The following is a 21,812-nucleotide window of genomic DNA, read 5'->3' as shown; positions in this document are numbered from 1 at the left end:
GTTGTGTAGGTTTGGCATGATTGGTGGTGAACATTGGTGCTCCCCCTCTCCCTCGTTTTCGTGGGAGAGGGGGCTGGGGGGTGAGGGAACGCTCCACCGCCGACCAATCGCTCAAACCCTACCCTTGAAATGAGGGGGCTTGGGGGGTGAGGGAATGCAAACCCACATCAACTCAACCATTAACCTCGGCCAAAAGGGCTGGTAATTCGGCAATACTCGCCAGTGTCCAGGTTGGTTGGGGCAGATCAGCGGTTAGTTGTTGCTGTTGGCCCTTGCCAGTGCGCAACCAAACGCTGGCCATGCCACTATTGGCCGCGCCCACCATATCGGTCGTCAAATCGTCGCCGACCACCACAACTTCCTCAGCTGAGAGTTGCAACGCATGCAGCGCCTGTTCAAAAAAGGCTTTGGTTGGTTTGCCAAGAATCGTCGGCTTGGTTTGGCTGGCATATTCCAGCAACGCCGCAAACGCTCCGGTATCAAGATTCAGGCCCGTGCTGCTGAGATAATTGCGGCCTGGCTGGCTCACCAGGAATTCTGCGCCCTGCAACAGCTGCCGAAACGCTAGATTGAGACTGTTATAGCCATCAACTTCGCCACAATGCGCTAAAACAACATGGCTAATTGGCTGATCTGGCTGCGGCGGGTATTGTTGCTCAAACCACGTTTTGACAGCTTGAGGAGCCAGAATATAGAGATTTGGCTCGCGATTGCTCAAATATTCAGCAATCGCTTGCAAGGGATTCATAATTTCATGAGCTTGAATTGGAATCTGGCGGGCTTGCAGTTTGGCAGCCAAAGTTGCGGGCAATTGTGAATCGGTGTTGGTCAGAAAGAGCAATTGATAGCCAGCAGCCCGTAATTGCTCGATTGCCGCCACCGCTCCCTCGATAATCGTGCCAGCGCTATAAATCGTGCCATCAAGATCAATCAAACATCCACGGATTGGCATTGCGCATTCCTTCAATTCAAAGACAGCTGGCAGCAATTGTACCAGTTTATGCTTTGGATTCGCATAGTTCCAATCCCCAAGCCCCACCAACCGAACCCCAATTGATTTTGGCCAGTTTGATTGCAATTTAGGCGTGGCTAATTCGTGGTAGGATACAGCCTGATAATGCTGTTGCTCGTGGGGAGAGCCGTGTATGCAAATGGATATGAATGATTTTGTGATGCGCTTGGTGGCGATTGTTTTAGGCGTAACGGTGCATGAATTTTCGCATGCGTTTGTGGCATTGCGGTTGGGCGACCCAACCGCAGCCCAAGAAGGCCGAGTTACGCTTAATCCGGTGGTGCACTTCGACCCGTTGGGCGCATTTATGATGCTGTTTGTGATGTTGGGTTATGCACCAATGGCGTGGGGCAAGCCAGTGCCCATCAACGTTTTTCGCATTCGCTGGGGGCGACGAGGCTTTGCGCTTTCGTCGTTGGCAGGGCCAACCAGCAACTTATTGTTGGCCTCAATCTTTGCAATTCCGTTGTACATCGATGGCGGCGCGTGGATTTCTCCCCAACTTTACAACTTTCTCTACTACGTGATTATGACCAATATTGGCCTAGCAGCCTTTAATATGCTGCCCTTGCCACCGCTCGATGGCTTTAATACCTTTGCAGGCTTGTTGCCGCAAGGTTGGGCCACGCCGATGGAGCGTTTGCGCCGCCCAGCCAATATTGTGTTGATGATTTTGATCATCTTGCCATGGATGCTGAGTCGGCTCAATCTGACGCGGCTTAATCTTGACCCACGGATTTTGGATGCGATGATTGCACCGATCTTCCAATTATTTCAACGGATCGTGTTACCGGTGTCTGGTTGTTGCCATGCGGTTGGCCATAGCCACGAGCATGCTGAAGCCTAGGAGTTTTCATGAGTGCGAGCACGCGCTTAGGCCAACTCTGGGCAGCCTTACGCGCCAAGGTAACGCCTGCTGAACGCGCCTTGGTACGCCAAATTCTGGCCAACAACGAGTATCCATTATTTGAACGCATGCCACTCTATGATCAACGCCATTGCCTTGATGTCTATGCAACCTTGGTTGCTGCTGGCGAGCAGGATGCCGAATTGCTGCATCTGGCCTTGTATCACGACACTGGTAAGGTAGATCGTCAAGGCCAGCCAGTATCGTTGCTGTGGTATGGAATTGCGGTGGTCTGGAAGCAGCTTGCCCCTCAATTGTATGCTTGGGCAGCCCAAAAGCCACGTTGGTGGTGTCGTTCAATCTATCGCTATGCTCACCATGGCCCGTTGGGAGCCGATTTAGCAGCAGCGGCTGGCTGTTCGCCAACCATTGTCGATACAATTCGCCATTATCACGATGATGCGCCAACTGGCTTGGCTGCACGCCTACGCTGGGCCGACGATCAACATTAATCGAGGGTCAAACTGGTGATTGAATATTGGCTACAGGCGTTGGGGTTGGGGTTAGCTGCTGGCTTATTACCTGGCCCAATGTTGGGCTTAGTGATTCGCGAAACCTTGGAACATGGCCGCCGCGCAGGCTATTTGGTGGCCTGCGCCCCCGTACTGACCGATGCACCGATTATTTTGATTGCGCTGTTTGTATCGAATGCCTTGCCAGTAAGCATTAATCGTTGGCTTGGGCTTGCTGGTGGGCTATTTCTCATCTGGATGGGCATTGATGCATGGCGGGCTAAGCAACCAGCTGAAGCCAGCGGTGCAGCTTGGGGCAGTTTAGGCCGCGCACTGATCACTAATTGGCTGAATCCCCATCCATGGCTCTTTTGGTTACCAATTGGCGGCCCACTGCTAATCACGATTCAACGCCAATATGGCTGGTTCGCGACTGTCAGTTTTTTGCTGGTGTTTTATCTTTTGTTGCTGGGCAGCAAAATTCTGCTGTCTGAAATTGTGGCTCGTTCGCGGCGGTTTTTGCAAGGTACGGCCTATCGTTGGGTTATGCGCGGCTGTAGTGGATTATTGATTGGCTTGGGAATAGTACTGATAGCTGAATATCTAGGCTGATGAGTAATTGTCGAGGGTAGGCGTTATCCCCCATTCAGGTGGCAAGTGCGCTTGACCTTGGTACACTCTTTGCTTTAGAACAAACTGCTATAATCAAACCAACCCAAAGCTGTTAACCATAGATGAGTAGTGTTATGAACGCATTAGCGTGTACAAATTGCCAAATGTTGCTTGCGCCAGGCGCACGATTTTGCTCGCATTGTGGGACGCTTGCCCCAACTCCGTTGATTGCCAGCCTTCCACGGGAAGCAAGCGGCACACTGCGACGCGGAACCATTCTTCAAGAGCGCTATAAAATTATGACCTTTATTGGGGCTGGTGGCTTCAGCAGGGTCTATGGCGCAATTGATCTGCGGCTTAAAGTGCCGTGCGCGATCAAAGAAAATAACGAATTTGATCAATCGGCGCATGTGCAATTTTTGGCCGAGGCCCAATTGCTGGCCCGCTTGCGCCACCCGAACATGACCAAAGTCACCGATTATTTTACTGATCCCAGCGGGGCGCAGTTTTTGGTGATGGAATTTGTGCCCGGCAAAGATCTCGAAAAATTGATGGATGAAGCAGAAACGATGCTTGCCTGGCGCACGGTGGCCGAGTGGGGCAAAATTGTGTGTGATGTGCTGACCTATTTGCACACCCAAGACCCACCAATTATTCACCGCGACATCAAGCCAGCCAATTTGCGCTTAACTCCCAATGGCGATCTGATGGTGATTGATTTGGGCATTGCCAAGGAATATCGTGATGGCACAGCCACCAATCGCGCAGCCCAAGCTTATTCCGGCGGCTACTCGCCAATTGAACAGTATTTGGGTCAAGGAACCGATCCCCGCTCTGATTTGTATGCCTTAGGTGCGACGCTTTATCATCTGTTGGTGGGCAAAATGCCGCCAGAAGCGCCAAATCGCTTGCGCGGCATTTCGATGCAAACCGTCGAACAAGCTCGGCCTGATATTCCAGTCTTGATGGCTCGCGCCGTCGATCGCGCCATGGCAATTGAGCCAGAGCATCGTCCGCCGAGCGCTGCTGCCTTACATATGGTGTTCGAGCGCGTGCTTGAGCAAGATCAGGCGGTCAGCATTAGCCAACCAGCCGTGGTTGCCCAATTTGCCAGTGCCCGTAGCCTACAAGCTGCCGCGCATGCAGTAGCCGAAGCAACCGCAGAACCAGCAGCAATTAGCCAGCCACGCATTGGCACGCAACCTCGTTCAAGCACCAACGCTGGCAAGCCAAGCCGCCCATTGCAAGTTCCAAGCGAATTGCGGGCCGAACGCCTGCCCCATGGCATGATCTGGGAAGGTGATAACCGCGAAATGGTGCGGGTGATGGCTGGCGTAATGCCAATGGGCAGCGAAGGCAATGATCCCGATGAGGTTCCGGTGCATCGGCTTGATCTCAAAACCTTTTTGATCGACCGTTTTCCAGTGACGTGCGCCGATTATGCGCGGTTTGCCCAAGAAACTGGCACAACGCCGCCGCGCTATTGGGGTGGGCCATTGCCGCCACATATCATCGAAGATCATCCGGTGGTTGAAGTAACGCATGATGAAGCTAAAGCTTATGCACAGTGGGCTGGCAAGCGCCTGCCAACCGAAGCAGAATGGGAAAAAGCTGCAACCTGGGATGCGACAACCGGTCACAAGCGAGTCTATCCGTGGGGCGATCAGTGGGACGAAAATCGGGCCAATGCCCGTGATGGCGGTGCAGGCGGCACCGTGCCAATCGGAGCCTACTCACCGCAAGGCGACAGCCCATGTGGCGCGGCAGAAATGGCTGGCAATATTTGGGAGTGGACAGATACGGCCTATAAGCGCTATCCTTATGACCCAAGCGATGGCCGCGATTTCCCCACCAGTGCAGGCTTGCGAGTCACCCGGGGCGGGTCATGGTCGTGTTCGCCAGATGCCTTACGCGGCGCGAATCGTAATATAGCTGCTGCCAATGATGCCGATTTCGAGGTTGGTTTTCGTTGTGCCGCTGATGTACGCGAGGATTGGTAATGACCCAAACTGCCTTAGTGTTGCTGGATGTTCAGGTTAATATGTTCGCACCAGAGGCAACTGTCCATGCAAGTGAACGAGTGTTGGCCGCAATCGAAACATTAATTAACGCAGCGCGCAATAATAACGCGGCTATTGTCTATGTGCAACATAATGGCGGCCCCGATGACCCTGATGCGCCAGGCAGCCCGGGCTGGCAGTTGCACGAGGTTTGCACATTGCAAGCTGGCGATTTGGTGTTGCAAAAAGAAACTCCAAACGCCTTCTTGCACACCGATTTGGCCGAAATGCTGCGTCAGCGCGAGATCAAACAGCTGGTGTTGGCTGGGTTTCAAACCGAATTATGCATCGATACCACCTGTCGCGCTGCGTGGTCGCGCGGCTTTCGAGTAAGCCTTGCAGCCGATGCCCACAGCACCTTCGATGGCGAAACCCTCAAAGCTGCCCAAATTATTGCCCACCACAATAGTGTGTTGCGCAACTTTGCCCGCGTCTATTCAAGCTACAATATTAAGTTTTAACCAACAACGCCGATCGTTGGTATTAATCAGCGATCGGCGTTTTTTGATCCATGAAGATGAGGCTATCGGCTATCGGAACAATTTTTGGCATGATAAGTTAAGCTCCGCACACCAAAAGCCTATAGCCAATAGCCATGGTTCCTCTGCGCCTCTGCGTTAAATTCTGCTCCTAATTTTGCCCTCTGACTCTATGTTCTATGTTCTATGCTCTATGCTCTCTGTTCTGATCCCAATGCAACCACTTAAGCTCGATTGGCTGCTGGCCTAGGCCGCGAGCTTGGATGCGTTGCGGTTGGTTGGGCAAGAGATCAAGCAGATTATCACTCCAGTGCACCGCATCGCCTGCTTGCAACCAAACCCCTTTGGCTGGCCGTTGGCTGCTGATTTCAAGCCAATCGTCGGCTAAGCGGGTGATGCTAAGTTGCGGGTCATAGGCTGGCAGATATTTGAATGGCTCAGGCCACGAGCTGGCTCGCCCCACCACTGCACCATCAACCAGCACTTGCATACCAACCACCGTCTGATCGGGATCAGTCAATGCGAAGCTTGTGAGTGGGCTGGCTTGATTGGCGGCTAATTCATGAGTATGGTTTTGCTCAAATAGCAATCTGCCTTGCAAATCGTAGCCTGTAATAATAATGCTTGCATTGATTGATTTGAGCGTGCCATTGATCACCCACGCCTCAATTTGGGTTTTGCTGCGCTGTAGGCCTGCGCTAATCGGCGCTAGCTCGCGGCCAATGCTATAGATAGCGGGTTTATTGCGCAAAGCCGAATCGATAATTGCCCAGCTAATTACCGGCCAACAATCGTTGAGTTGCCAGACCAACGCTCCTGCTACTGCATACCGACCTGGGCCAGCCCAGCGCCGCCGCCAGCCGCGATAGGCCGCAGCCAAAGCTTCTGCTTGCATAAATTGGGTCGCATAGACATACGATTCAAGCGTGTTTTCAAAGCGCAAGGTATCGTTGAGATAGACCGCCAAGCGGCGTGCGCCACCCTCGGACTTGTTGTGGTGCTCGACGACGCGGCTTTGGGGATAGCGCTGATCTGCGGGCAACACGCTCAACAAGGTTTGCAAGGCGGCGCTTGATTCCATGCCAAACTCGCTGACAAAGCGGCCTTCGTACTTGGGATAGTCTTGGTAGGGAGCCATCGCGCTATGCCAAACATCCCAGGTGTGGCGGTCGCCACGGGTTTTATCATAGACATCGGCTCCGCCGTAGGGGCTGCCGGGCCAATATAACGTCGTAGGATCGTATTGGGCGCATACCTTGGGCAGCAAGCGCTCGTAGATTTCGCGCGCTGGAAAGCTGGTTTGGGTAAAATCGCCCTGAAAACTATGATCGTAGGCATTGAAGGTTTGGGCAATTTGGTAATCTTCGTTGTTGCCACACCACAGCACAATCGATGGGTGATGGCGCAAGCGCTGGACTTGGGCGATTGCTTCAGCCTCGACGCTGGCCAAAAATTCAGGATGGGCTGGATACATGCCGCAGGCAAACATAAAATCTTGCCACACCAGCAAGCCTAGCTCATCGCAAAGATCATAGAAATGATCAACCTCGTAAATGCCGCCGCCCCAAATTCGAATCATGATCATATGGCTATCCACCGATGCTTGGAGCAAGCGGCGATAGGTTTCGTTACTTATCCGATTGGTCAGCAGATCGGCTGGAATCCAATTTGCGCCACCACAGAACATGGGCACATTATTGATTTCAAACAGAAATGTTTCCCCTGCTTCGTCGCGCAATGGCTCTTGCACCAAGCGCACGCGGCGCACGCCAAGCTGTAATTCGCGCTGATCAAGCTGAGTTTGACCAGCAAATACGCTGACCATCAAGCGATAGCGAGCTTGTGCGCCATAGCCATGCGGCCACCACAAACTTGGCTGATCGATGCTAATTGTGTGCTCAACGCGGCCAGTATCAACCAATTGGTGTTTTTCAGCAATCAGTTCGCCTGCTGGATTCCACAATTGGATTAAGACCGCTGTATCTGCTGTCGCATCCGCAACGGTTGCAGTTACAACAAAATCGGCAGTTGAGCAATCATCGGCTACCATGATTGGGCATGCCAGATCGCTCAGGCGGGTCGCGCCCAATTCCAGCGTGACTGGCAGCCAAGGGCCAGCAGTTAATAACGCCGGACCCCAATCCCAGCCATAGTGATATTGAGCTTTGCGCAGGTATAAACGGCTGGGATCGCCATTCCACACGCCGAGTTGGCCCATTTCTGCTTGCAACGCATGGCCATACTTCAGTGCCGAGCGAAATTCAATCAGCAATTGATTGTTGCCAGCCTGCAATTGGTTGCTGACGACGGCGCGTTGGGGCACAAACATATTATCGCTGCTGAGCAATTCTTGGCCATTGAGCCAAACTGTGGCGATGGTATCCAAGCCTGCGCAGTGCAAGGCTGCTGGTTGGCTGGCTTGTTCAGCGCTTAGCTCAAAATCGCAGCGATAGAGCCAATCGACATCGCCAACCCACTGCACATCAAGCTCATTCATGCCATCGAATGGATCGGGAATTTGGTTGGCGGCAAGTAGTGCTTCGTAAATCGTGCCGGGAACTGGCGCGGCAATCCAGCCCTCGCTGCTGGTCGCATCAGCGAGCACGGTGTGTTGAGGGTCACGTTGTTTGGCCTGCCATGCTTGCTGTAATGCGAGCTTTTGCATGAATAGTAATTCTTTCTTTGCCCCAAAAGCTGGTGGCAAGCTATATAGTAGGGGTCAGGGGTTAGGGACTAGGGATCAGATCTAAAGCTAATCCTTATAGCTGATCCCTGAATCCTAACCCTGATCCCTCGGCTACTATAGGCTGAGAGCAAACTAGATGAGCGATGAGGGATTAGGGGTTAGGGACTATGGGTCAGTGATTAGCTAAAGATCAACTATCGTATTTCTAGCCTGTAAACTGGCCCCTGAATCCTGAATCCTGATCCCTCGACTACACATACGCCCGTAACAATTCGGCGCTTGGCTCGGGATAAAGTTGATATTGGCCCAATTGGGCGGGCACGATCACCGACATGCCATGGCTTAATTCAAGGCTGCCAGCGCTCCAACCAAGGCTACAACTCCCGTTGAGCACCGTCCAACAATCAAAACTGGTTACTGAGGTGCTCAACGATTGAATGCTGTTGAGCTGCCAATGCTCCAAGCTGAAGAATGGGCAACGTACCAGCAAACGTACATTTGGATTGATCTGCATTGGCTCAACCAAGGCTGGCTCGGTTGCTACAAAATCCAAGACCGCGAAGGCTTGCTCAAGATGCAGTTGGCGTGGCAAACCTGTGGTCGCATCGCGCCGATCATAATCGTAGACCCGATAGGTTAGGTCGGATTTTTGCTGAATCTCGAACAACACCACGCCTGGGTTGATTGCATGAATCGTTTTGGCTGGCACAAAAACCAAATCGCCAGCGCTGACTGGCACTTGGCGCAAAAGCTCTGGGAGCGTGCCAGCGGCGAGCGCTGCTTCACAGGCTTGGCGCGTGGTCGCCTCGCGAAAGCCATGGACGACCTCGGCTCCGGTTTCGGCTTCGAGAATGTACCAAGCCTCAGTTTTGCCGTGAAATCCCGTTGCGGCCTCGTGGGTGTGGGCGTAGGCATCGTCGGGATGGACTTGCACTGAGAGCGGTTGGGCAGCAGCAATGAATTTCAACAACAACGGAAAATCATGGCCATAGCGTTCGTTGGTGGTTGTGCCAACCAAGGCTGGGCCGAATTGGCTGGTGACCTCGGCTAAGGTCTGACCAGCCAACGAGCCATTGACGATCAGATTTTGATCGTAAACCTGCCAAACTTCGCCCAATTTGCTATGCTCTGGGTTGGGCAAATGCAGCCAGCGAGCCAATTGGGGACCACCCCAAATTGGCTCGACATAACGCGCTTGGGTCAGCAACGGATAGAGCTCGATCACGCTCATGCAGTGCGTTCCTCGTTGCCCCAAAGCTTGGCTAGGAATTTGAGTTTTTCAAGGGTTTGGAAGTTTTCACCGCCTTCGTGCCGATTGAACTGCCAAACCGTAATGTCTTTTGGCCCAGCATAATGGTTGTAGGCAGCAAAGACGGTCGATGGTGGACAAACATCATCCATCAAGCCAACTGAGAACAAGCTTGGGCTGGTGGCGCGGGCCGCAAATTGCACGCCATCGAAATAATCCAAGGTATTGAATACTTGCTCGATTTTGGTGCGATGGCGGGCGCAATATTGGGCAATTTCGGCGTAGGGATAGCTATCGACCATGGTGGTGGCGCGGCGATAGTGGCACAAAAATGGCACATCGGGCAAGACGGCGGCCACATCTGGTTGCAAGCCTGCTGCCGCAATCGCGATGCCGCCACCTTGGCTGCCACCAGCCAACGCCACTTTGCTGGCATCGACCAAGGGATGCGAACGGGCTGCTTCGATCGCCCGCACTGCGTCGGTGAACAAGCGGCGGTAAAAATAGGTTTGGGGGCTAAGCACGCCGCGGGTCATAAAGCCAGGAATTTGCGGATTGCCGCCCTCAATTTCAGTGTCGGGCGTGTCGCCAGTACGCCAGCCAGAGCCTTGGCCGCGATTATCCATCGCAAACACGGCATAGCCAGCGCTTGGCCACAGCAGCCAATCGATTGCTAAGCCACGGCCCCCGCCATAGCCAATATATTCGACAATACATGGCAGTGGCTGGGTGGTGTTGCGTGGCAACAAGAACCAGCCTTTGATTGGCTGGCCGCCATAGCCATTGAAGGTCACATCGTAGGCTTCGATTAAGGGCAAGCCCATATCGTATGGCTCGAAGGTCGCATTCAAGGGATATTGACGGGCATCAGCTAAGGTATTTTGCCAAAACTGGTCAAAATCTGCTGGCTCGGTGCGTTCTGGGCGATATTCGCGCAACTGCTCTAAGGGCATGTCAAATTGCATGTTATCCTCGCATCTGAACACTTACATTGTGTTCAGCTAAACGTTCGATCATTTCAAAACAAACTCGCGCATGGTGATAGGGGCATTCCCACGGGCCAACTTTTGGAATCGCTCCCAATGGTTGGTTTTGGGCATCTAAAATCTTGAACCAATCGCCATGATCGTGGTCGATAAAATAGCGTTGAATAAAATCCCAGCTATCGTAGGCAGCTTGGGCAAACTCTTGATTGCCGGTTGCCTGATAGGCGTTGTAGAAGCCAACGACGGCTTCTGCTTGCGGCCACCAATGGCGCTCGAAGTTGATCGAGCCATCGGCTGCGCGTTCGTGAATGATGCTGCCATCGGCGTGACGGCCATTGCGATAGACTGCTTCGGCCATGCCAATTGCCAAGGTTTCGGCTTTGGCAATCAGGCAAGCATCGCCCAAAACATGGGCTGCTTCCATCAGCAACCAACTACCTTCAATATCGTGGCCATACGAAATGCCATGCTCGCTGTGGTTCCATTGATCATCGAAAAACAGGTGAAAGCGGCCTTGCACAGGATCGATAATGTGTTCGCAGCAGGCTTCGATGAGGCTAGCCAATTGCTGGCGCACATCGGCCACATCCCAGACCCGCAGCAGGTTGGCGTAGGCTTCCATCATATGTAGCATGGTGTTCATGGTTTTGCGGGCTTCTGGCTCAAGCTTGCTCAGGCGGCTATCGCCAAGCGGCTGCCAAACCCGATCACAACCCTCGATATAGCCACCGTAGGCTGGGTCAAAGGCATGATTTTCGATCAAATGGAAAATTTCCTGAGCCAAGGCCAAGGCGCTCTGATCGCCAGTGGCACGCACATATTCTGCCAAACCGTAGATAGCAAACGACTGGGCATAGGTTTGTTTATGCTCGGCCAAAGGCTGGCCGTTGGCATCAATCGACCAATATAATCCGCCGTAGGTTTTATCCCAAAACGCCTGTTTAAGATAGGCATAGGCATACTCGGCCACCGCCAAATCGCGTGGGTCGCCAAGTGTACGATATGCACATGCAAACGTCCAAAGAATCCGGCCACATAATACGGCTGAGCGAGGAAACTCATTATGGATTGTCAGATCGTTGGTTAAGCCGCCATAAAAGCCACCATGCTCGTGATCAAGCGTGTGGTTTGCCCAAAATGGCAAAATATTGCCCAACACTTCGTCGCGAAACTGAGCTTGCCAAATTTCGCGCACGCCATGATCAAAGCCGCCATCTACGAGATTCGCCATTATTGTATTCCTTCTGGCGCTTCGGGCAGACGGGCAGCGAGGAGCAAATCGAGTAAATCACGGTCAACGGAGTAGCCATCAACAACGTCGTAGCGGGCATGTGGTCGGCCATGATTGATAATTCCAAATGCGCCTTCGAACTCCCATAGACCGAAGCCCCAACCAAATTCTTGATAAACGCTGAGAATATCGCGGAACCAGCGCAGCGCCACATCGTTGGGTGTACGGTTATAGCAGCCAAATTCACCGATATGGATGGCGACGTTCCGCGCTTGTACGTCGCGCCATGGACGGTAAAACTCGACTAAGCCAGCCCGATCCCAATAATGATTGTGCCACTCTAATGGGTACGTTGGAGCCGCTAAACCTTCGTGCCCATCCCACCAACTAGCTTGGTAGTGGCTCACCGCCATTGGCTGATAGCCGCGCCCGCTGTGGGTTACGCCCAAGTCAGCGAGTTCGGGCATTGCCAAGTGGCCACCACCCAGCCCATCGATCACAATTGCCCGTTGCGGGTCAACTGCGCGAATTGCAGCAACTGTCCGTCGCATGATCGCCGCATGGTTGCGTCGCGTCAAGCCATACTGGTCGATATTCGGCGGTTCGTTGAGCAAATCGAAGCTTAATTCGCCAGCAGGGATACCTTTGTAGCGTTGGGCAAAATATTCCCAGAGCCACACGAAGCCATCTTGGGCTTCAGCATCTTGCCATAAATTATGCCGTTCGAGATCGTTCCCATTGATACAATATCCGGGCGCTCGATGCAAGTTTAGGCTCACATGCAGGCCATATTCGCGACATGCGGCGATGTAACGGTCAATATACCCGATGATCGTCTCATCAGGGTTGGTATATTGCCAATCGCGCGTCCAAAACCAATAATTGGTTGGAATCCGAATAAAATTAAAGCCCTGCTTGGCGATCCAGTTCAAGGCCTTGTGATCTGGTTCTGCTGGCAACTTGCCCTGAACATAATGATACATCCATTGTAAATTGAAGCCGTAATGAGGCATGAAACCATCCTTGGCAGGTATTTTTGCCAATAAAAAGCCACATAGGCCGCTGAGCGCCCCTATCACGCAGGCAAATCGTTGCTAATTTGTGATAGCGGCTACCCAAGACCTACATGGCCAAACATTGTCAAGCAATAGGCGTTATTGCTTGACGAGTTTTAAGGCTAAGTCGTAGTTGAAACTTGGCACGGCAATTGTTGCGGCCTCTGCTTCAAGGGTAACCGTTGTCGAATCCGACCATGTGCCAGTTTGCGGATCGTACCAAGTTGCTTGGTAGGTTCCTGCTTCAAGCCCGCTCAGTTTGAGCGTCAAATCGGCATAGGTCGGCGGTACATATTCCCACGTATCGTTGAATTCGCGCTTTTTGAGCGCTTCTTCGTAGGCGTTGGTTAATGCTTCTGGCTCGTATTCGTTGCTACGCACCCACACCAGCGCTTGCGATTTGGTTTGCAAGGCCAGCGCGCGCGCCTTCAACGGCGAAACTTGAGCACTGACTGGGCTAAAGCTGGTCAAATCTTGGTCTTTGAAAAACTGAGCGAGCTTGGCATATTCGCTCCACAAGTTATCGGGATCGACCAAGGTATCCCACCACCAATACATGCCGCTGCCAGCAAAGCCGCTGAATGGCGCAGCCCACAAGCCTTGATGAAATTGCCAAAGATCGCGGTTGATCACCTCGTCGCGGCCTGTTGCTGCATAGCCAAGCTCGCTCACCAAGGCTGGTTTTTGCGGTGCAGCAGCGTTCAATTCACGCATCACCAATGGAAAGGCTTGGCCTAAATCGCGGCCTGTATAATCGTGGTGTTGGGTGAAATTAATCTCTGGCTGGGTCCACATCGAGGTGGTTGTGTTGCTGGCATAGCTGGTCGAAACTAAATGTTGATAGGGATCGAATTGGGCCAAATGGCGGGTCATTTCGCTGACCCATGGCTGCATCAAAGCATCATTGATTGGGGTCCAGTTGGCCTCGTTCCACCATTCCCAAGCAAACAAACTTGGTGAGTGTGCCCAACGCGCCGCGATGTAGCGCACCCGATGCTTGAACAATTCGCGGGCTTGCAGGTCGGTTGCAAACAACTGTGGCTCGGCAATTGGCCCGCCGTTGGCCGCGTTGTAGGGATTCTTGGCCCATTCCGAATCGGTGCTCGTGCTGAATGCGCCATGATTGATCAACGTCAACATAATCGTGATGTTGCGTTGTTCCGCCAATTTGAAAATTTGGTCGAGCATCCATGCTTGTTGCATACGCTTGGAATAATCGCCCAAGCCGGTGTCTTGCCATTCGATGCCAAACGACCACGAGGCCATCCAAATGCGCGCGATGTTACCACCGTTTTTGCTCAGTTGATCAAACCAGTGTTCGTATTCGCGCAAAATGCCTGCGCCCTGCTGGGTTGGCCAGCCCAAATTCAGGCCGATTGGCATAAAGAACGAGCCATCTTGGCGGGCGAAATAGCGTGGATTGCTGCTATTGATCCGCACAAAGCCCGCCGATTGTTTATTCGACGAAACTTCGATTGTTATCACATCGCTGCTCAGTGCTGGTTTGGTTAGCTCGGCCTTGACTTGCCACGCGCCTGGCTCGCTGGGTGTAAAGCGTACGCGCCACTCAGGATTGCCCTTGGGCTGCAAGGTAATTTGATCAAAATCTTGGTACCAAAAGGCTGGCACGCGATAAATTTGGCCAGTTGATGAGATAAAACTCACCATCAGATCAATTTGGTCAGGATCATAGGGATTGGCGACTTTGATGCCTGTATCGACGACCAACTCGATGGTGCCAAAGACCGCAGCATTGCCAGTTAAGGTGCGCAAGCTCAGGGTTTGGTCGCCACCAGAATCGCTGGCCTGACTACACGCGGCAATCAGCAACAGCAGAACCAGCCAAACCTGCGAGCGCTTGAACATCCGATGCATAATTCCTCCTGAACGACTTCAAATCTCAAAGCGGCGCAATTTGCTTATGGTTGCAAATTGCGATTCATGATCTCCGCTGCTTGATCTAAAGCATCTTGGGGATCAGCATTGTTGTAGACGACTTCTTGCAAGAGCTTTTGCACATCGCTGGTGCTTTCTTCCCAGCCGACGCACTTGGGTGGGCCTGCCGATTGCTCCAACAAGCCGCGAAAGCCTGCCTCGATGTTGGTTGGCAATTTGGCGGCGCTCAGCAAGGGCAAGCTTGGTGGCACATAATAGTTATTGGCGCTTTGGGCATAGGTCGATTGCGCGGCAACCGCTTCGTCGGTATACAAAAAGCGAATAAACTCGGCAGCTAGATCTTTGTTTTGCGATGCTTCCATTACGCCGATGACCCGCCCGCCAAGGAACGAAACGCTCTGGCCTTTGGGGCTTTTGGGCAATGGCGCTACTGCCCATTTGCCTGCCAAGGCAGGGCGATTGAATTCAAGTGCCGCTACCGTCCATGTGCCAGCGTAACTCACCAGATAATCGCCACTTTCGAGGCCGCCCTCAATATCCAAGCTGGTATCGGTGGGAATCTGATATTTGGTGTACAGATCGCGGAAGTAGGTCAGCGCTTGCAAGCCAGCAGCTGAATTGATCGTTGCTTTGCTGCAATCGTCGCTATACAAACTGCCGCCAGCTGAATATAAAAAGGTAAAGTAGCTGATCCAGCCAGCGTTATCCCAGCCAATCGCAAAGCCTTTTTTATTGATGGTTTTGGATTTTTCAAGCACTTTGGTGAGTTCTGTCCAGTTTTGGGGAGCTTGCTGCATGCCAACCAAATCGCGCAGCAAATCGGTGCGATAGAACATGCCCATCAGCGCAACGTCGAGTTGCAAGGCATAGACCTCGCCCGTATCCAAGAATAACGAATCTTGGAGTTGGGGCAACATCTTCTGCTTAACTTCCGTCACGACCGCAGGATATTGTTTTTGCAAATCGATCATGCCGCCAAGTTTGCCAAACTCGATGCCCCACGACATGCCACCAGCCATCAAATCGGGGCCGCGATCGGCGGCAATGGCCTCAAGAATTTGGGTGTGAGCATCGCTCCAAGGCAGGGCTTGCACTTTAATCAAGACCCCAGGATTTTTCTGCACAAAAACATCTGCTGCTGCTTGAATCGAAAGCGCCTCAACATCGGAGCCAGTTGACCAAATGACCAAGGCTTTATCGGCTGAGTTAGCAAGCGCTGGAACAGCAGTCGGCGGCGTATCGGTGGGTAAAGTGGTTGGGTTAACTTGGGTTGGTGGGGTCGCTGCTTGACCACATGCAGCCAAGATCAGCAGCACGATCAAGCTGAATCCAAAACTTCGAAACGGGTGGCGTGATTGTGGGTGCTTCTTGTGCATAACGCTGACCTCCCTTGGTCAATACATGCATCGATGCAGGCTGTTTGGATGTTGCAAGCTGTGCATCGACAACCCTGCCCAAACATGCTAAGTATATATGTTATCGCAAGTCCAACGCTATGCTTGGGCAAGCACAATCTTCCTATTGCAGGGTAGGTAAGCGTGTTGGCATTACCTACCCCCAATGGAACGCCGCCCTAGACCCAATGGCCTAGCCCAACCAACTGCTAGAGTTCTGAATTGGCTTTGAGGAAGCTCAACACTTCGTCAACTTGGGCGAAGGCAATTCCAGTGACTGTATCGGCGCAGCCATAGTAAATTGCAATCCGGCCTGTGGGTGCATCGCTCAAAGCTGCACAAGGGAAGGCCACATTTGGCACATCGCCAACGCATTCGTACAAGGTTTGGGGTGCAAGCAGATAGGGAGCCGTGCGATAGCGCACTTTCCATGGCTGCTCCAAATCAAGCAACGCAGCCCCAAAGCTATAGACGAAGCCATTGCACGAGGTCAATACGCCGTGATAGAACAGCAACCAGCCTTCGCTAGTTTCGATTGGGGTTGGGCCAGCGCCAATCTTGGTGCTTTGCCAACCGCCTTTAGTGCCCATCACAAAGCGATGTTTGCCCCAGTGTTCCATATCGGGGCTTTCGCTATAGTAAATATCGCCAAACGGCGTGTGGCCGTTATCGCTGGGGCGGCTGACCATGGCATATTTGCCATTGATCTTGCGCGGGAACAGCACGCCATTGCGATTGAAGGGCAAGAACGCATTTTCTAATTGATGGAAGGTTTCAAAATCGTAGGTATAGGCCACGCCGATGGTTGGGCCATGATAGCCATTACACCAGGTGACATAATAACGATCTTCAATCCAACAGACCCGTGGATCGTAGCGATATTCAAATGCAGTTACTTCGGGATCGCCGGAAAATTGCAATGGCTCAGGATCAATTTCCCAATGAATTGCATCTTTGCTAAAGCCACGGTGAATGTTCATCACGCGGCGTTTATCATCGCAGCGAAACACACCAGCAAAGCCATCCTTGAAGGGCACAACAGCACTGTTGAAAATACTGTTTGAGGTTGGAATGGCATCGCGGGGAATAACTGGATTGCCGCTGTAGCGCCAGACAACATCTGAATTACCGACTGGGCGGTCTTCCCATGGAATTGATGGGAGCGCACTTCCAAGCATAGTGGTGGATTGAAGCGTCGCTGCTTCCATAGCTGATACTCCTCCAAAGCAACCTATTTTGGTGGTTGCAAGCGTTGAACTGATTGGCGTTCAATCAGGCGCGGTCGCAGCGAAACTGTTGCTGGAGCCTGTTCCGGATACTCAGCTCGGTTGGCTAACAGTTGCACTGCAAAGCGGCCCATGCTGACTTTATCGACATGCATTGTGGTCAGCGCTGGGGCCAGATGCTGCGCCAGATCAATATTATCGAAACCAATAATTGATAAATCTTGGGGGATTTGGCGGTGCAAAGCTCGCGCAGCTTGGGTCGCGCCAATCGCCATCATATCGTTGGCACAAAAAAGCGCGGTAATTTGCGGATGCCGTTGCAAGAGAATGCTCGACGTATCGCTACCTTCATGCATGGTGAGTAAGCAATCACCAAAATACTGATCATGGATGCCATGATCGGTTAAGGCTTGAATATAGCCTTTGCGGCGTTCGGCAATGCTTGGGTAGGCCTCTTTGGTCGTGCCAATGATGCCGATATGCCGATGCCCATGGCTAATCAAATAGCTGACAGCTTCGTAGGCAGCACGAAAGTTATCCGAAACAACCGAATCGTAGACATGTTCGTGGGAGTAGGCATCGACCAACACTGCTGGAATACCCTCACGTTGCAAGAGCTTGGTAATCGTTGCATCGGCAAATGCGCCGACCAACAAGACCCCATCAAGATGATCTTCGGAGAGCAAGCGGGGCATTTCTTGGGGATGATTTTCCATATCAACTGGCACGGTGGCGTACATCAAATTGATATGCATTTTGCGGCAAGCAGCCTCGATGCCTGCGACAATCGGCGCATAAAATGGGTTGGTCAGCGGGCTATCATCGCCAAGCGAAGCCTTAACGATCACCCCAGCATTATGCAATGATTGCGAAACCAACTTCTCATGGTTCAAGCGTTTGCGATAGCCAAGATCACGCGCAATATCCAACACGCGGCGACGGGTATCGTCGTTAATCCCAGGTTTGTCGCGTAATACTAATGAAACTGTTGCCAACGAGACACCGCTTTGCCGCGCAATGTCTTCCATCGTGATCCGCTGCGTCATACATGTTCTCCTAGTCACCTTTGAATAGGCTCTCATGATGCCATAAAATGCCGCTTTGGTTGCAAGCGACTTTATTGAAAAATTTAGATCGTTTCAGCAAATCAATTCAGGTGATGATTCGGCTCAGCGGGAAGTGAGTTTGGGGCATGACCCAACTGTTGCTGGAAAATTCTATAAACTTTATCTAAAATTTTAGTAGAATTTCACTAAATATAGCGCATCATAATTGAAATGTCAAGCTTAAATTTTAGTAATTATGCCCAAATTTGCATAGCGCTTTTAAGCTGATTTCAAGGCTGGGTTTTAGATCGGTGGGCCAAGCGAGGCTTAAAAATTGGGTGCATGACAAGCAGCAAAAGCACGTTACAATATGAGCAAGAGCAAATGCTGCTCGTTGCGTTATCCAAGGGGTTTTCATGGATACAATTACACTCTTTGAAGCGCCCAAAGCTGCGCCAGCGGCTCCTCGCCGCCCTGCTTGGCTCAAGGCTCGCGCTCCGATAGGGGAAAACTACGAGGATGTGCATAGCCTTATGCGCGAACTCGATTTGCATACGGTCTGCGAAGAAGCCCACTGCCCCAATATTGGCGAATGTTGGAATCATCGCACAGCAACCTTTTTATTACTCGGCGATACCTGTACCCGCGGTTGTCGCTATTGCGCGATTGGCAAAGGCAAGCCTAAACCAATCGACGAACAAGAACCTCAGCGGATTGCCGCTGCGGTTGCCCACCTCAAACTCAAGCATGTTGTGCTGACCTCAGTTAATCGCGATGATCAAGCTGATGGCGGCGCACATATTTTTGCCGAATCGATCAATTTGATTCGCCAGCAATTGCCCGATTGCAAGGTCGAAGTGCTGATTCCCGATTTTGATGGTAACTGGGATGCCTTGCGGATTGTGCTTGATGCCAAGCCCGATGTGCTGAACCACAACATCGAAACTGTGCCCCGCTTGTTCCGCAAGTTCCGACCACGGGCTAATTTCTATCAAAGCCTCGAATTGTTGCGCTTGGCCCGCGACCTTCAGCCAACTATCGTGACCAAAAGTGGCTTGATGGTTGGCGCTGGCGAGACCGATGAAGAAGTGCTGACCGTGATGGATGCCTTGCGCCGCTCAGATGTTGATGTCATGACGATTGGCCAATATCTCTCGCCATCGGGCGATCACTGGGCGATTGATCGCTATGTGCCACCAGAAACCTTTACCTGGTTCCGCGAGCAAGGCTTGGCCCGTGGTTTCCGCCACGTCGAATCAGGCCCGATGGTGCGCTCGTCGTATCACGCTCACGAACACGTCGCCGATTTGTAGATGTGGGGGTTGGGGAATGGTTGTTGGGGATCGGGTTTTGTGCCCGATCCCTTTTTTATAGCCCTCTGCGTTAAGGATTTGATCCACGAAGGACACGAAGGGCACGAAGGATCGGAACCGCGAAGATCGCGAAGGACGCGAAGGCTGTTCTTTTGCCACGAATTCCACGAATAATAATTATTGTAGCCACAGATTGCACAGATTAGCCCAGATTATTAATTTCCTAGAGCCAAAAGCCCATAGCCTATAGCCATACATTCTCTGCGCCTCTGCGTTAAATTTTTTGCCACGAATTGCCCGAAGCATTGTTTGCTTAGGCCTCACCGATCCCCGACCCCTAATAACCGATCCCCACAACTATGTTCTATGTTCATTGCTCTATGTTCTTAGCGCTTGCTTGCAGGCGCTCGTTCTTGGCCTGTGATTCTGTTGCCATGGTCTGTTTATATTCAATCAATTTGGCTTGCAAGGCGGCATCGGCGGTGGCCAAAATTTGAATTGCCAGCAAACCAGCGTTTTTGGCTTGACCAATCGCGACGGTGGCAACTGGCACGCCGCCAGGCATTTGGACAATTGACAGCAAGGCATCAACACCCTGCAAATGACCAATCGGCACCGGCACGCCAATCACTGGCAACGGGGTATAGGCGGCCAGCATGCCTGGCAAATGGGCCGCGCCGCCAGCACCAGCAATAATTACTTTGAGGCCGCGTTCGTGGGCGGTTTGGCCATATTCGGCCATCAATGCAGGTGTGCGGTGGGCCGAAACCACCCGCAACTCATACTCAATCGCAAATTCTTGGCAAATGCTGGCTGCTGCTTGCATCGTGGCCAAATCCGAATCGCTGCCCATCACAATCCCAACTACGGCGCTCATGATTGTCCTTTCGCATACAATAAAAATGCCAAGCCTTGATCGAGGATGCCGCGCCTTTGCAGCACCCGATTTTGCCTGACAATGTGAATTTGTTCAGATTAAGCTGGTTCGGCCAGCACCTGCTCCAATTGATCGACGGCGGCTTGGGCGCGCGCCTCAACTTCGCTGAGATCAGCTCCCACAGCGGTAATATGGCCAATTTTACGGCCTGGCTTGGCGCTACGTTTATCGTACCAATGCACATGCACTTGTGGTTGGAGTGCGGTTTGAATCAGGCTACTTTCCAAGGCTCTGCTGGTTGGCGCAAGCACATTGACCATTACCGCGCTTTGTTGGCGCAACTGTGGATCGCCCAACGGCCAGCCCAGCGCTGCTCGGATGGTGTTTTCGAACTGCGAACAATAGCAGCCTTCAATTGAATAATGGCCCGTGTTATGCGGGCGAGGCGCAAGCTCGTTGACCAAAATCTGGCCTTTGCTGGTCAGAAACATCTCAACCGCCAAGATGCCTAAGCCGCCGAGCGCGGCTGCGGTTGCTTGGGCTACCTCGCGGGCTTGTTGCTGAATTGCTGCTGAGAAGGGCGCTGGAGCGCGCACTACTCGACAGACCCCGCTTGGCTGGTAGGTTTCAATCACTGGATAGACGCATTGCTCGCCGTTGACCGAGCGAATAATCAGGGTTGCCAGCTCAGCCTCGAAGGGAACCCAAGCCTCAACAAACACTGGGTTTTCCGGAAAACCCAAGGCTGCGCAGGCGCTGGCAATCTCATCGGCGCTGCGAATTTTGGCCGTACCCCGACCATCGTAGCCGTTGCGTCGCGTTTTAAGCATCAATGGAAAGCCATGCTCGGCTCCAAAGGCTTCAACATCGCCCAGCGATTCGATTAAGCCCAAGGCTGGCACGGGCAAGCCTGCTGCTGCCAAGGTCAATTTCTGCTGCGCCTTATCCTCAATCAAGCCCAAGGTTGCTTGATCAGGCACCAGTTGCACCCCTTTGCTCGCGAGATAGGCCAGCTTTTCCGAGCCAATAAACTCGTTTTCAAGCACCACTACATCAACCGCTTGGGCAAATTGATCAAGCAAGGCTCGATCATTCCAATCGCCAACCACCGCTTTGCTCACCAACGCTGCTGGCTCGTCGTTGCGGTTGGCTAAAATAACGGTTTCAATTCCCAAGGGAATCGCCGCTTGCACCAACATTCGAGCTAATTGCCCGCCACCAAGAATGCCTAAACGTTTTGTCATAATGCCTTATTAGCTATAAGTTAATTTGATTCACGAAGGATGAGTAGGCTATGGGCTAAGTTCAACTATAGCATGCCCTCACCCCCT

The 21,812-nt window shown here is 52.3% G+C and carries 18 protein-coding genes; 6 read left to right on the top strand and 12 right to left on the bottom strand.

Annotated features, from left to right (window positions below; translation table 11 throughout):
- Positions 1–172 precede the first annotated feature (172 nt).
- Positions 173–952 (bottom strand): HAD-IIA family hydrolase, encoded by a 780-nt coding sequence (locus JOD20_RS05365; RefSeq protein ID WP_204754275.1) that lies wholly within the window; start codon positions 950–952, stop codon positions 173–175.
- Between the two features lie 193 nt (positions 953–1,145).
- On the opposite strand from JOD20_RS05365, the gene JOD20_RS05360 reads away from it, so the two are divergent.
- The 5 genes from JOD20_RS05360 (at position 1,146) to JOD20_RS05340 (ending at position 5,504) form a co-directional block, all read left to right on the top strand.
- A complete protein-coding gene (locus JOD20_RS05360) occupies positions 1,146–1,859 on the top strand; it encodes a site-2 protease family protein (protein WP_204754274.1) in 714 nt (237 codons plus the stop codon).
- A gap of 8 nt (positions 1,860–1,867) precedes the next feature.
- Positions 1,868–2,371 carry a hypothetical protein gene (locus JOD20_RS05355; protein WP_204754273.1) on the top strand — a complete coding sequence of 168 codons (504 nt, stop codon included), beginning with the start codon at positions 1,868–1,870 and terminating at the stop codon, positions 2,369–2,371.
- 15 nt (positions 2,372–2,386) lie between these two features.
- Positions 2,387–2,983: a LysE family translocator gene (locus tag JOD20_RS05350; protein ID WP_204754272.1), complete on the top strand. Its 597-nt coding sequence runs from the start codon at positions 2,387–2,389 to the stop codon at positions 2,981–2,983.
- A gap of 134 nt (positions 2,984–3,117) precedes the next feature.
- Positions 3,118–4,983, top strand: a complete 1,866-nt coding sequence (locus tag JOD20_RS05345; protein WP_204754271.1) for an SUMF1/EgtB/PvdO family nonheme iron enzyme — start codon at positions 3,118–3,120, stop codon at positions 4,981–4,983.
- Complete coding sequence (locus tag JOD20_RS05340; protein WP_204754270.1) at positions 4,983–5,504, top strand: cysteine hydrolase family protein; 522 nt, start codon at positions 4,983–4,985, stop codon at positions 5,502–5,504. Before JOD20_RS05345 ends, JOD20_RS05340 begins: the two co-directional genes overlap by 1 nt.
- Positions 5,505–5,706: 202 nt before the next feature.
- Here JOD20_RS05340 and JOD20_RS05335 read toward each other — a convergent pair whose 3' ends face one another.
- From JOD20_RS05335 to JOD20_RS05295, 9 genes are all read right to left on the bottom strand, one after another.
- Positions 5,707–8,187 (bottom strand): beta-mannosidase, encoded by a 2,481-nt coding sequence (locus tag JOD20_RS05335; RefSeq protein ID WP_204754269.1) that lies wholly within the window; start codon positions 8,185–8,187, stop codon positions 5,707–5,709.
- Between the two features lie 271 nt (positions 8,188–8,458).
- Positions 8,459–9,439 carry a type I phosphomannose isomerase catalytic subunit gene (locus JOD20_RS05330; protein WP_204754268.1) on the bottom strand — a complete coding sequence of 327 codons (981 nt, stop codon included), beginning with the start codon at positions 9,437–9,439 and terminating at the stop codon, positions 8,459–8,461.
- Positions 9,436–10,422, bottom strand: coding sequence for an acetylxylan esterase (locus JOD20_RS05325; RefSeq protein ID WP_204754267.1), 987 nt, complete (start codon positions 10,420–10,422; stop codon positions 9,436–9,438). Before JOD20_RS05325 ends, JOD20_RS05330 begins: the two co-directional genes overlap by 4 nt.
- Position 10,423: 1 nt before the next feature.
- Positions 10,424–11,674 (bottom strand): AGE family epimerase/isomerase, encoded by a 1,251-nt coding sequence (locus JOD20_RS05320; RefSeq protein WP_204754266.1) that lies wholly within the window; start codon positions 11,672–11,674, stop codon positions 10,424–10,426.
- Positions 11,674–12,687, bottom strand: a complete 1,014-nt coding sequence (locus JOD20_RS05315) for a glycoside hydrolase family 5 protein (RefSeq protein ID WP_204754265.1) — start codon at positions 12,685–12,687, stop codon at positions 11,674–11,676. Before JOD20_RS05315 ends, JOD20_RS05320 begins: the two co-directional genes overlap by 1 nt.
- Before the next feature lie 141 nt (positions 12,688–12,828).
- Positions 12,829–14,604 carry a DUF5060 domain-containing protein gene (locus JOD20_RS05310; RefSeq protein WP_204754264.1) on the bottom strand — a complete coding sequence of 592 codons (1,776 nt, stop codon included), beginning with the start codon at positions 14,602–14,604 and terminating at the stop codon, positions 12,829–12,831.
- A gap of 44 nt (positions 14,605–14,648) precedes the next feature.
- Entirely contained in the window at positions 14,649–16,001 is a 1,353-nt protein-coding gene (locus JOD20_RS05305) for a sugar ABC transporter substrate-binding protein (protein WP_204754263.1), read from the bottom strand.
- Positions 16,002–16,228: 227 nt separating this feature from the next.
- Entirely contained in the window at positions 16,229–17,227 is a 999-nt protein-coding gene (locus JOD20_RS05300; protein WP_239583729.1) for a glycoside hydrolase family 130 protein, read from the bottom strand.
- A 23-nt stretch (positions 17,228–17,250) separates the two neighbouring features.
- Complete coding sequence (locus tag JOD20_RS05295) at positions 17,251–18,291, bottom strand: LacI family DNA-binding transcriptional regulator (protein WP_204754262.1); 1,041 nt, start codon at positions 18,289–18,291, stop codon at positions 17,251–17,253.
- A gap of 416 nt (positions 18,292–18,707) precedes the next feature.
- Between JOD20_RS05295 and lipA the strand changes: the two genes are divergently transcribed.
- On the top strand, positions 18,708–19,604 hold the full coding sequence (lipA, locus tag JOD20_RS05290) for a lipoyl synthase (protein ID WP_110519919.1): 897 nt from the start codon (positions 18,708–18,710) through the stop codon (positions 19,602–19,604).
- A 370-nt stretch (positions 19,605–19,974) separates the two neighbouring features.
- Here lipA and purE read toward each other — a convergent pair whose 3' ends face one another.
- The gene (gene purE / locus JOD20_RS05285; RefSeq protein ID WP_204754261.1) at positions 19,975–20,481 is read right to left on the bottom strand and encodes a 5-(carboxyamino)imidazole ribonucleotide mutase; all 507 of its coding nucleotides are present in this window, start codon (positions 20,479–20,481) and stop codon (positions 19,975–19,977) included.
- 98 nt (positions 20,482–20,579) lie between these two features.
- A complete protein-coding gene (locus JOD20_RS05280) occupies positions 20,580–21,725 on the bottom strand; it encodes a 5-(carboxyamino)imidazole ribonucleotide synthase (protein ID WP_204754260.1) in 1,146 nt (381 codons plus the stop codon).
- Positions 21,726–21,812 lie beyond the last annotated feature (87 nt).

It is taken from the genome of Herpetosiphon giganteus (genome assembly GCF_016907925.1).
GTDB classification, from domain to species: domain Bacteria; phylum Chloroflexota; class Chloroflexia; order Chloroflexales; family Herpetosiphonaceae; genus Herpetosiphon; species Herpetosiphon giganteus.
This window is presented reverse-complemented; position numbering and strand designations above follow the sequence as displayed.

Excerpts from the sequence above, each read along its gene's own strand:
- JOD20_RS05295 (WP_204754262.1), bottom strand. The coding sequence starts at position 18,291 with ATGACGCAGCGGATCACGATGGAAGACATTGCGCGGCAAAGCGGTGTC.
- purE (WP_204754261.1), bottom strand. The coding sequence starts at position 20,481 with ATGAGCGCCGTAGTTGGGATTGTGATGGGCAGCGATTCGGATTTGGCC.
- JOD20_RS05320 (WP_204754266.1), bottom strand. The coding sequence starts at position 11,674 with ATGGCGAATCTCGTAGATGGCGGCTTTGATCATGGCGTGCGCGAAATT.
- JOD20_RS05300 (WP_239583729.1), bottom strand. The coding sequence starts at position 17,227 with ATGGAAGCAGCGACGCTTCAATCCACCACTATGCTTGGAAGTGCGCTC.
- JOD20_RS05330 (WP_204754268.1), bottom strand. The coding sequence starts at position 9,439 with ATGAGCGTGATCGAGCTCTATCCGTTGCTGACCCAAGCGCGTTATGTC.
- JOD20_RS05310 (WP_204754264.1), bottom strand. The coding sequence starts at position 14,604 with ATGCATCGGATGTTCAAGCGCTCGCAGGTTTGGCTGGTTCTGCTGTTG.
- JOD20_RS05315 (WP_204754265.1), bottom strand. The coding sequence starts at position 12,687 with ATGCCTCATTACGGCTTCAATTTACAATGGATGTATCATTATGTTCAG.
- JOD20_RS05340 (WP_204754270.1), top strand. The coding sequence starts at position 4,983 with ATGACCCAAACTGCCTTAGTGTTGCTGGATGTTCAGGTTAATATGTTC.
- JOD20_RS05325 (WP_204754267.1), bottom strand. The coding sequence starts at position 10,422 with ATGCAATTTGACATGCCCTTAGAGCAGTTGCGCGAATATCGCCCAGAA.
- JOD20_RS05365 (WP_204754275.1), bottom strand. The coding sequence starts at position 952 with ATGCCAATCCGTGGATGTTTGATTGATCTTGATGGCACGATTTATAGC.
- JOD20_RS05335 (WP_204754269.1), bottom strand. The coding sequence starts at position 8,187 with ATGCAAAAGCTCGCATTACAGCAAGCATGGCAGGCCAAACAACGTGAC.
- JOD20_RS05345 (WP_204754271.1), top strand. The coding sequence starts at position 3,118 with ATGAACGCATTAGCGTGTACAAATTGCCAAATGTTGCTTGCGCCAGGC.
- JOD20_RS05280 (WP_204754260.1), bottom strand. The coding sequence starts at position 21,725 with ATGACAAAACGTTTAGGCATTCTTGGTGGCGGGCAATTAGCTCGAATG.
- JOD20_RS05355 (WP_204754273.1), top strand. The coding sequence starts at position 1,868 with ATGAGTGCGAGCACGCGCTTAGGCCAACTCTGGGCAGCCTTACGCGCC.
- JOD20_RS05305 (WP_204754263.1), bottom strand. The coding sequence starts at position 16,001 with ATGCACAAGAAGCACCCACAATCACGCCACCCGTTTCGAAGTTTTGGA.
- JOD20_RS05360 (WP_204754274.1), top strand. The coding sequence starts at position 1,146 with ATGCAAATGGATATGAATGATTTTGTGATGCGCTTGGTGGCGATTGTT.
- lipA (WP_110519919.1), top strand. The coding sequence starts at position 18,708 with ATGGATACAATTACACTCTTTGAAGCGCCCAAAGCTGCGCCAGCGGCT.